This is a genomic window from Modestobacter sp. KNN46-3, from assembly GCF_011039295.1.
Genome location: NZ_JAAKGN010000158.1, coordinates 1 through 10,776 on the forward strand (window position 1 = coordinate 1; position 10,776 = coordinate 10,776).

General features: G+C 72.8%; 7 protein-coding genes. All 7 read left to right on the forward strand.

Annotation, left to right across the window (positions count from 1 at the left end; translation table 11 throughout):
* The first annotated feature begins 189 nt into the window (after positions 1-189).
* Complete coding sequence (glgX, locus tag G5C62_RS22420) at positions 190-2,298, forward strand: glycogen debranching protein GlgX (protein ID WP_036338745.1); 2,109 nt, start codon at positions 190-192, stop codon at positions 2,296-2,298.
* Positions 2,295-4,643, forward strand: a complete 2,349-nt coding sequence (treY, locus tag G5C62_RS22425) for a malto-oligosyltrehalose synthase (protein WP_164702746.1) — start codon at positions 2,295-2,297, stop codon at positions 4,641-4,643. Before glgX ends, treY begins: the two co-directional genes overlap by 4 nt.
* Positions 4,644-5,047: 404 nt before the next feature.
* Complete coding sequence (gene treZ, locus G5C62_RS22430; protein ID WP_164702747.1) at positions 5,048-6,799, forward strand: malto-oligosyltrehalose trehalohydrolase; 1,752 nt, start codon at positions 5,048-5,050, stop codon at positions 6,797-6,799.
* A gap of 2 nt (positions 6,800-6,801) precedes the next feature.
* The gene (locus tag G5C62_RS22435; protein WP_241176065.1) at positions 6,802-7,512 is read left to right on the forward strand and encodes a dihydrofolate reductase family protein; all 711 of its coding nucleotides are present in this window, start codon (positions 6,802-6,804) and stop codon (positions 7,510-7,512) included.
* Between the two features lie 56 nt (positions 7,513-7,568).
* The gene (locus G5C62_RS22440) at positions 7,569-8,102 is read left to right on the forward strand and encodes a putative immunity protein (protein WP_241176066.1); all 534 of its coding nucleotides are present in this window, start codon (positions 7,569-7,571) and stop codon (positions 8,100-8,102) included.
* A 75-nt stretch (positions 8,103-8,177) separates the two neighbouring features.
* Entirely contained in the window at positions 8,178-9,674 is a 1,497-nt protein-coding gene (locus tag G5C62_RS22445) for an HNH endonuclease signature motif containing protein (protein WP_241176067.1), read from the forward strand.
* A 211-nt stretch (positions 9,675-9,885) separates the two neighbouring features.
* The coding region (locus G5C62_RS22450; protein ID WP_164702748.1) for an ATP-dependent DNA ligase at positions 9,886-10,776 on the forward strand (891 nt) is incomplete at its 3' end.

Genomic DNA, 10,776 nt, shown 5'->3' on the forward strand with positions numbered 1-10,776 from the left:
CCGGCCTTGGCAGACTCCCTCCGAGGACTGCCCGCGCTCGTCCTCCGGACATCGCCCGTGTCCTGATCGTCACAGGTGTGCGGAGGCCGCTCTGCGGGCATCCGACGACGAACCCCTCTCGGTTCAGCCGTGACGACCCGCGCCCCTGCTCCGAGCCCAGGGGCGACCAGCTCAGGAGGACGACCTTTCATGACCACCCAGGTGTGGCCCGGTTCCGCATATCCCCTCGGGGCGACCTACGACGGCACCGGCACCAACTTCGCGATCTTCAGCGAGGTGGCCGAGAAGATCGAGCTGTGCCTGTTCGACGACGCGGGCAACGAGGAGCGCATCCGGCTCCCCGAGATGGACGCCTACGTCTGGCACGCCTTCCTCCCCGGCGTCCAGCCCGGCCAGCGCTACGGCTTCCGCGTGTACGGCCCGCACGACCCCGAGCAGGGGCACCGCTGCAACCCGAACAAGCTGCTGCTGGACCCCTACGCCAAGGCGATCGACGGGCAGGTCGACTGGGACGAGGCGGTGTTCGGCTACCACTTCGCGACCGGGGCGAAGAACGACGACGACTCGGCCGCGCACATGCCGAAGTCCGTCGTGATCAACCCCTACTTCGACTGGGGCGTGGACCGCCCGCCGAAGACCCCGTACAACAAGACGGTCATCTACGAGGCGCACGTCAAGGGCCTGACGATGACCCATCCGCGGATCCCCGAGGAGCTGCGCGGCACCTATGCCGGCGTCGCCCACCCGGCGATCATCGAGCACCTGCTGGAGCTCGGGATCACCGCGATCGAGTTGATGCCGGTGCACCAGTTCGTCCAGGACGACACGTTGCTGCAGAAGGGCCTGCGCAACTACTGGGGCTACAACACGATCGGCTTCTTCGCGCCGCACAACGAGTACGCGCAGCAGACCGACGGCCAGCAGGTGCAGGAGTTCAAGGGCATGGTCCGGGCCATGCACGAGGCGGGCATCGAGGTCATCCTCGACGTCGTCTACAACCACACCGCCGAGGGCAACCACATGGGCCCGACGCTGTCCTTCCGGGGCATCGACAACCAGGCCTACTACCGGCTGGTCGAGGACGACAAGCAGTACTACATGGACACCACCGGCACCGGGAACTCGCTCAACGTCCGGACGCCGCAGTCGCTGCAGCTCATCATGGACTCGCTGCGCTACTGGGTCACCGAGATGCACGTCGACGGGTTCCGCTTCGACCTGGCGTCGTCCCTGGCCCGCCAGTTCCACGAGGTCGACCGGCTGTCGGCGTTCTTCGACCTCTGCCACCAGGACCCGATCGTCAGCCAGGTGAAGCTGATCGCCGAGCCCTGGGACATCGGCGACGGCGGCTACCAGGTCGGCAACTTCCCGGCGCTGTGGACGGAGTGGAACGGCAAGTACCGCGACACCGTCCGCGACTTCTGGCGGGGCGAGAACGCCACGATCGGCGAGTTCGCCAGCCGGATCACCGGCTCGGCCGACCTCTACCAGCACTCCGGCCGGCGTCCGGTGGCCAGCATCAACTTCGTCACCGCGCACGACGGGTTCACGATCAACGACCTGGTCTCCTACAACGAGAAGCACAACGAGGCCAACGGCGAGGACAACAACGACGGCGAGAGCCACAACCGCAGCTGGAACTTCGGCGTCGAGGGCGAGACCGACGACCCCGAGATCCTCGCGTTGCGGGCCCAGCAGCGGCGCAACTTCATCACCACGCTGATGCTCTCCCAGGGCGTCCCGATGCTGTTGCACGGCGACGAGCTCGGCCGCACGCAGCGCGGCAACAACAACGGCTACTGCCAGGACTCCGAGCTCACCTGGATCGACTGGGAGAACATCGACGAGGGCCTGCTGGAGTTCACCAAGCTGGTCACCAAGCTGCGCACCGACCACCCGACGTTCCGCCGCCGGCGGTTCTTCCACGGCCGCCCGGTGCGCCGCGCGGAGGGCGACCCGGTCCAGGACGTCGCCTGGTTCACCCACGCCGGCGAGCTGATGAGCGAGGAGGACTGGGACGCCCACTACGCCAAGTCGATCGGCGTCTACCTCAACGGCCACGGGATCCGCTCCACCGACGAGCGGGGCGAGCCGGTCGTCGACGACTGCTTCTACCTGGTGTTCAACGCCTGGCACGAGGACATCGAGTTCACCCTGCCCAGCAGCGAGTACGCCGAGGGCTGGACCGTGGTGGTGGACACCGCGGAGATGAGCGAGGTCGAACCGGTCGTGGTGAAGGCCGGTGACACGTTGACCGTGGCCGCCCGCGCCACCGTCGTCCTGCAGTCCGCCTCATGAGCCAGCCGCCCGGAGGCCAGCCGGACGAGAGCCGCCGCCGGGAGGTGCCCGCGGGCACCTACCGGCTGCAGGTGACCGCCGACTTCACCCTCGACGACGCGGCGACCGTGGCCGGCTACCTGGCCGACCTCGGCGTGACGCACGCGTACTCGTCCCCGCTGCTGCGCTCGGCGGCGGGGAGCACGCACGGGTACGACACGGTCGACCACGCGCACATCGACGAGCCGCGCGGCGGGCGGGCCGGGCTCGACCGGTTCGTGACCGCGTTGCACGAGCACGGGCTCGGCCTGGTGCTGGACCTGGTGCCGAACCACATGGGCGTCAGCGACCCGGCCGAGTCCGGCTGGTGGTGGGACCTGCTGCAGCACGGGCGGGAGTCCGACCACGCCGACGCCTTCGACGTCGACTGGGACTTCGGCGGCGGCCGGATCCGCATCCCGGTGCTGGGCAGCGCGGACGACGTCTCCCAGTTGGAGGTCGTGGAGACCGACGACGGTCCCGAGCTACGCTACTACGACAACCGCTTCCCGATCGCCCCCGGCACCGGGACGGGCACGCCGCAGGAGGTGCACGACCGGCAGCACTACGAGCTGGTCGACTGGCGGCGCGCGGACGACCAGCTGAACTACCGGCGCTTCTTCGCGATCAACACCCTCGCCGGGCTGCGGGTCGAGGACCGGGACGTCTTCCGGGCCACCCACGCGCTCGTCGTCCAGCTGGTGGAGAACGGCTCGGTCGACGCACTCCGGATCGACCACCCCGACGGGCTCGCCGACCCGAAGGGCTACCTGGACCTGCTCGCCGAGGCGACCGGTGACCGGTGGACCGTGGTGGAGAAGATCCTCGAGCCCGGCGAGGAGCTCCCCGAGAGCTGGAAGACGGCCGGGACGACGGGGTACGACGCGCTCGCCGAGGTCGACGACGTGCTCATCGACCCGGCCGGCGAGGCCGCGATCACCGCGCTGGACACCGAGCTGGCCGGCGGCCGGGTCGACTACGCCCAGCTCGTGCACGACTGCAAGCGCGAGGTCACCGACGGCATGCTCGGGTCGGAGGTGGCCCGCCTGCACCGGATCGTCGGCGAGCTCCCCGGCGTGACCGCCGAGCAGGTGACCGAGGGGCTGGCCGAGCTGCTGGCCGGCTTCCCGGTCTACCGCAGCTACCTGCCCGACGGCCGCGAGCACCTGGACGCCACGGTGGCCGCGGTGAAGCTCCGCCGTCCCGACCTCACCGCCGCCGTCGACGCGCTGCACCCGCTGCTGGGCTCGGCCGGCACCGAGCTGGCCACCCGGTTCGAGCAGACCTCGGGTCCGGTCATGGCCAAGGGCGTCGAGGACAGCGCCTACTACCGGTGGTCGCGCTTCGTCGCGCTCAACGAGGTGGGCGGCGACCCGGCCCGGTTCGGGACGACGGTCGAGCAGTTCCACGCGGCGCAGCAGCACCGCCAGGAGGTCAAGCCGGCCTCCATGACGACGCTGTCCACGCACGACACCAAGCGCAGCGAGGACGTCCGGGCCCGGCTGGCCGTGCTCGCCGAGGTCCCGTCCGAGTGGGCCGGCCTGGTCCGCGGCTGGCTGGACCGGCACCCGCTGGCCGACCGCCCGCTGGCCCACCTGGTGCGGCAGAACCTCGTCGGCGCCTGGCCGCTCTCCCGGGAGCGGGCGCACGCCTACGTGGAGAAGGCGGCCCGGGAGGCGGGCACCTCGACCACCTGGACCAACCCGGTGCAGGAGTTCGAGGACCAGCTGCACGCCCTGGTGGACGCAGCGTTCGACGACGCCACCACGCACGCGGAGATCGAGCGGTTCGTGCAGCGGATCGCGCCGTTCGGCTGGTCGAACTCGCTGTCGCAGAAGCTGCTGCAGCTGACCATCCCCGGCGTCCCGGACGTGTACCAGGGCACCGAGCTGTGGGACTTCTCGTTGGTCGACCCGGACAACCGGCGTCCGGTCGACTACGGGGTGCGGCAGGAGCTGCTGGCCCGGCTGGACGAGGGCTGGGTGCCGCCGGTCGACGAGACCGGTGCGGCCAAGCTGCTGGTCGTCTCCCGCACGCTGCGGCACCGGCGCGACGCCCCGGATGCCTGGTCGGGGTACACCCCGGTGCCGGCCCGCGGGCCCGCGGCCGACTCCGTCGTCGCGTTCGACCGCGGCGGCGTCGTCACCGTCGCGACCCGGCGGCCGGTCCACCTGGCCGAGACCGGCTGGGGCGACACCGCGGCCGGCTCGCGGACCGGCGCGTGGCGGGACCTGCTCACCGGCACCCGACTGGTCTCCGACTCGGGCGGCATCCGGCTGAGCGAGCTCTGCGCACAGCTGCCGGTCGCCCTGCTCGTCCGGGACTGAGCCGGTCCGGTCCCCGCCACCAGGGCCTGGTGGCGGGGACGGACCGTCAGCACCGGATCGCGTCGATCACCTCCACCGGACCGCGATCAGCGCGGGCACCAGCCCGGCCAGCGCGCCGACGGCCGTCGCCGTGACCAGCCTTCGACCGCCGCAGCACGGGCAGGATCCGGGTCCGGACCACGGTCATGTCCGCTCTCTTGGTGTCGGGGAACGGGATCGTCGCAGGACCTGGCGGTGCGGAGCCCCGGTCGGGGTTGTCCCGGAGACGGGAACGCCGTCCCGAGCAGGTCGTCCGCCGGTCGGACGCCGTCCGGCGCGAGACGTAGGCGCCGGCGACGGTTGACCGCCGGGTGCCCGGGCATGATCGACCTGCCCGTCCCCCGCACCGCCCTGGAGGCCCCCGCATGTCCGAGCCCGTCGACTTCACCGTCTGGGCGCCGCTGCCCGAGCGGGTCCGCCTGCAGGTCGACGGCGGGGTGCGCGACATGCAGCGGGACGACGCCGGCTGGTGGCGCGCCACGGTCGACGCCTCCCCCGAGGCCGACTACGGCTACCTGCTCGACGACAACCCGACGCCGCGACCCGACCCGCGCTCCCGGCGTCAGCCCGACGGCGTGCACGGGCTCTCCCGCCGCTTCGACCCGTCCGCGTACCGCTGGGGCGACGGTGCCTGGACCGGGCGCCCGCTCGCCGGCGGGGTGGTCTACGAGCTGCACATCGGCACCTACACCCGCGAGGGCACCTTCGACGCGGCGATCCGGAACCTGGACCACCTGGTCGACCTGGGCATCGACTTCGTCGAGCTGCTGCCGGTGAACGGCTTCAACGGCACGCACAACTGGGGCTACGACGGCGTCGCCTGGTACGCGGTGCAGGAGACCTACGGCGGCCCCGCGGGCTACCAGCGCTTCGTCGACGCCTGCCACCAGCGTGGCCTCGGCGTCATCCAGGACGTCGTCTACAACCACCTGGGCCCGTCGGGCAACTACCTCCCGGAGTTCTTCCCGGTCTTCGCCGAGGGCGCGAACACCTGGGGCAACTCGATCAACCTCTCCGGCCCGGACTCCGACGAGGTGCGGCGCTACGTCCTGGACAACGCCCTGATGTGGCTGCGCGACATGCACGCCGACGGCCTGCGGCTGGACGCGGTGCACGCGCTGGTCGACGAGCGGGCCACGCACGTGCTCGAGGAGATGGCCGCCGAGGTCGCCAAGCTCTCGGTCGCCGAGGGCCGCCCGCTGACGCTGATCGCGGAGAGCGACCTCAACGACCCGCGGATGGTCACGCCCCGGGTGGCCGGCGGCACCGGCCTGGACGCGCAGTGGAGCGACGACTTCCACCACTCGCTGCACGCCCAGCTGACCGGCGAGGGGCAGGGCTACTACGCCGACTTCGAGGCGGCCGGGCTCGGCGGGCTGGCGAAGGTGCTGACCGGCGCCTTCTTCCACGCCGGCGACTGGTCCAGTTTCCGCAGGCGGCACCACGGCCGCCCGGTCGACACCGCGGCCCTGCCGGGCTGGAAGTTCCTGGCCTACCTGCAGGACCACGACCAGATCGGCAACCGGGCGGTCGGTGACCGGATCTCCGCCTCGCTCTCCCCCAGCCTGCTCGGCGTCGGCGCCACCCTGGTGCTGACCAGCCCGTTCACCCCGATGCTCTTCATGGGCGAGGAGTGGGGCGCCTCGACCCCGTGGCAGTTCTTCACCAGCCACCCGGAGCCCGAACTGGGGCGGGCCACCGCGGAGGGCCGGATCGGGGAGTTCGCCGAGCACGGCTGGGACGCCGCCGTGGTGCCCGACCCGCAGGACCCGGAGACCTTCACCCGCTCGAAGCTGGACTGGTCGGAGGTCGAGCAGGAGCCGCACGCCCACGTGCTCGCCGTGCACAAGGCGCTGCTCGCGCTGCGCCGCCGGCACCCGGAGCTGGTCGACCCGGACCTGTCCGCGGTGCAGGTGCACTGGGACGACGCCGACCGGTGGCTGGTCGTGCACCGCGGCTCGCTGCGGGTGGTCGCCAACCTGTCCGACCAGCCGCGGGAGATCGACCTGGACACCGCGGCCACCGAGGTCCTGTTCGCCAGCGGGGAGCTGCCCGAGCTGGACGGGGCGCAGGTGACGGTGCCGGCGGAGAGCGCCGTCGTCCTCGCCACCCACTGAGCGTGGACCGGCTCCCCCGGGACCCGGCCGAGCTGGCCGACGCCTACCGGGTGCCGGCCGGCCGGCACCTGCGGGTCAACTTCGTCGCCTCGCTGGACGGCGCCATCACCGTCGACGGCCGCAGCGGCGGGCTGGGCTCGGACGGCGACCGGCGGGTGTTCCGGATGCTGCGCGCGCTCTCCGACGCGGTGCTGGTCGGGGCCGGCACGGCGGCGGCCGAGGGCTACCGGCCGGTGCTCCCCGACTCCGCCGTCGGCCGGCTGCGGGCTCAGCTCGGCCGCCCGCCGGTCGCCCCGGTGGTGATCGTGTCCCGGCGGGCCTCGCTGGCCCCGGACGACCAGCTGGTCACCGCTGCCGTGACGCCCACCCTCCTGGTCACCTGCGGCGCGGCCGACGCCGACCGGCGGGCGGCGCTCACATCGGCCGGCGTCGAGGTGCTGGTCTGCGGCGACGACGAGGTGGACCTCCCGACCGCGCTGGACGCCCTGGCCGGACGGGGCCTGGAACAGGTGCTGTGCGAGGGCGGCCCGGCGCTGTTCGCCGCCGCCCTGACCGCGGGGGTGGTCGACGAGCTGGACCTGACGATCGCCCCGCTGCTGGTCGGCGGCGGGCCGGGCCTGTTGCCGTCAACGTTCTCGGCGCCGCCCCGGGCAGAGCTCGTGCAGGCGCTCACCGAGGACGCCGTCCTCTTCACCCGCTACTCCCTGCGCTGAGGCCCGGGCCTCCGGAGGCTGAGGGCACTGGTCGGTGAGTGGGCCAGGATGACGCCGTGGCGGAGACCGGTGGGACGGCGCTCAGCATGCAGGAACTCCGTGCGGTGACCAGGTACGCCGCTGAGAGCGCGCAAGAGACGCTCGAGGTCTTCGAGCGCTCTCGACCGGCAGATCTCAGGCCGCGCGACGCCATCGACGCCGCCTGGACCTTCGCCCATGGCGGCGAGCGCGGCAGGCGCCTGCGGGACACCGGCTGGGCCGCCCACAGAGCTGCCCGCGACGCCGGTACCGGAGCCGCCGGCGACGCAGCACGAGCAGCGATGCACGCGGCATCAGCCGCGTACCTGCACCCGCTGGCCGACGCCCACCAGGTCAAGCACGTCCTCGGGGCCGCGGCGCACGCGGCGAGAGTGGCCGAGCTCATGGCGGGCGACGATCACGAGGTGGGCGCCCACCAGCTGGAGCGAGCGCGTCACCGCGCGACGCCCGTCGTCGTGGACGTGCTCAGCCGCTACCCCGCGGCCCCACCGGGTGGAGGCCGCGTCGGGGAGCTGCTCCGCGAGCTGGACGCGGCGCTCCGCCGACCGTGAGACCCCGCCTCCGGGGCCGCTCGCTGTTTCGACCGACGCCGGGAACTGTCAGACTCCGTACGTATGTTCGGATGCGTGACGACGACGGCGATGCCACCGGGCTTTTGGGGTGTGGCGGTCGACGTCTTCTTCACCGGCACGGCGCACGGCGCGCGGGAGGCTGTCTCCTCCGATGAGCAGCTGGCTGCCCGACTGCGGTCGGTGCAGCGCCAGCGGGCGATGGACGCCGCGGAGGAGGCCGAGCTGATCCTGCAGCTGGCCGGTCGGCGGCCCGCGGCGCTGGACCCGGATGGCCCCGGTGCCCGCCGGCCCGGCTGGGCCAGTGAGACCGGTGGCGCGGAGATCAGTGAGTTCTTCCTCGCCGAACTGTCTGCCGTGCTCAACCTGGGCCGTGGGACGGCGGCGGTGCGGCTGCGGCGGGCGTTGACCTGGTCGGAGAAGCTGCCGCGCACCTTCGCCGCCCTCGGCACCGGCCAGCTGGACGAGCGCCGGGCCCAGGTGCTCGCCGACGTGCTGGAGCACACCCCGGCGGCGATCGCCGGGCAGGTCGAGGCCGCGCTGCTGGGTGAGGCGCGCGAGCTGTCGGTGGCCCGGCTGGAGAAGCGGGCCACCGAGGAGTTGCTGCGCCTCGACGCCGCCGCGGCCGAGGAGCGCCGGGAAGCCGCCGCCAAGAACGCCGACGTGCGCGTGTACCCCTCCCCCACCGACGGGCGGTCCACCCTCGCCGCGGACCTGCCCACCGACGAGGCCGTGGAGTGCCACGACCTCGTCGACCAAGTCGCGAAGATGCTCAAGGCCGACGGCGACCAGCGACCCATCGGCGCCCTCCGCGCGCACGTCCTGTCGATGCTGATCCGCCGCCCGGCTGACTCCGGGCTGCCCGCCGTGGCCGCGAACGTCACGGTCACCGCGGCCCTGACCGCCCTCGCCGGGGCCAGCAGTGCCCCGGGTGAGGTGAACGGGCTGCCGATCACCGCCATCCACCTGCGCGAGCTGCTCGCCCGCGTCGGCGCCCTCGGGCTCACCACCCCCGACGGCGGCAGCCTCACCTACGCCCTCACCGGCCCCGACGGGCAGCTGCTGGCCACGATCACCCCAGCCGAACTGGCCCGCCTGGCCGGCCGCGGCTGCCCGCACCACCCGGACGCCCCGAAGTGCGAGTGCGCGGTGCTCGGCCCGCCACCGGCCACCACCGCCTACTCCCCCACCGAACGCCAACGGTCGTTCGTGATCACCCGCGACAGGCGGTGCCGGTTCCCCAACTGCGGGCAACGCGTCGGCTGGACCGACCTGGACCACGTGACCGCCCACGCCTGCGGCGGCCCCACCGACTGCACCAACCTCTGCTGCCTGTGCCGCTCCCACCACCGGCTCAAGACCTTCGCCCCCGGCTGGCAGTACCGCCTCGACAGGAACGGCACCCTGCACGTCACCACCCCCTCCGGGGTCACCCGCATCACCCGGCCACCCGGCCAGCGCCCACCCGACTCCCGACCACCGGACACCCCGACCCGACAGTCCGGACTACCACCGGGAGCACCACCACCGGCCGACGACCCACCGCCCTTCTGATCGGTGGACGAGGCCGGGCTGCAGCCGACCTGCGCGGCCCGGTCATGCCGTCGATGCATGCCGGCCACTCACGCGCATGCCCACTCACGCGGCATACCGGCTCACGCGCCATGCCCGCCGTCGCGCCGTCTCGGGCCCGCTCCCCCGAGGTCCCTGACCGACAGCGCGGACCGGCTGCCCCGGCGTCGTCCCGACTGCTTGACTGGCCGGCATGGACCTGCCCGTGAACCCCCCGGTCAAGCCGATGCTCGCCAAGCCGGTGGCCAAGCTGCCCACCGGCGACGGCTGGTTCTACGAGCCGAAGTGGGACGGGTTCCGGTGCATCGTCTTCCGCGACGGCGACGAGGTCGAGCTGGGCAGCCGGAACGAGCGCCCGCTGACCCGCTACTTCCCCGACGTCGTCGAGGCGGTGAAGGCCCAGCTGCCCGATCGCTGCGTCGTCGACGGAGAGATCGTCGTCCCGCGCGGGGACCGGCTGGACTTCGAGTCGCTGCTGCAGCGGATCCACCCGGCCGCCTCGCGGGTGACCCGGCTGGCCGAGGAGACCCCGGCGTCCTTCGTCGCCTTCGACCTGCTGGCACTGGGGGACGACTCGCTCATGGACTCCCCGTACGCCGACCGGCAGGCCCGGCTGCGCGAGGCGCTGGCCGGCGCGCAGGCGCCGGTGTACGTCAGCACGGTCACCTCCGACGCCGAGGTGGGGCAGCGCTGGTTCGCCGAGTTCGAGGGCGCGGGCCTGGACGGCGTCATCGCCAAGCGGGGCGACCAGCCCTACTCCCCCGACCAACGGGTGATGACCAAGGTCAAGCACGTCCGGACGGCGGACTGCGTCGTGGCCGGCTTCCGCTGGCACAAGAGCGGGCCGGTGGTCGGCTCGCTGCTGCTGGGCCTCTACGACGACGCCGGCACGCTGCAGCACATCGGCGTCGCGGCGTCCTTCACCATGAAGCGCCGGGCCGAGCTCGTCGACGAGCTCGCCCCCTACCGGGCCGAGGCGCTGGACGGACACCCGTGGCAGGACTGGGCCAACGCCCAGACGGGTGAGGACGGCGAGCACCGGATGCCGGGGGCGACCAGCCGCTGGAACGCCGGCAAGGACCTC

What these genes read in the sequence shown, in the direction of transcription:
- glgX (WP_036338745.1), top strand. Translation starts at nt 190, where the DNA reads ATGACCACCCAGGTGTGGCCCGGTTCCGCATATCCCCTCGGGGCGACC.
- treY (WP_164702746.1), top strand. Translation starts at nt 2,295, where the DNA reads ATGAGCCAGCCGCCCGGAGGCCAGCCGGACGAGAGCCGCCGCCGGGAG.
- treZ (WP_164702747.1), top strand. Translation starts at nt 5,048, where the DNA reads ATGTCCGAGCCCGTCGACTTCACCGTCTGGGCGCCGCTGCCCGAGCGG.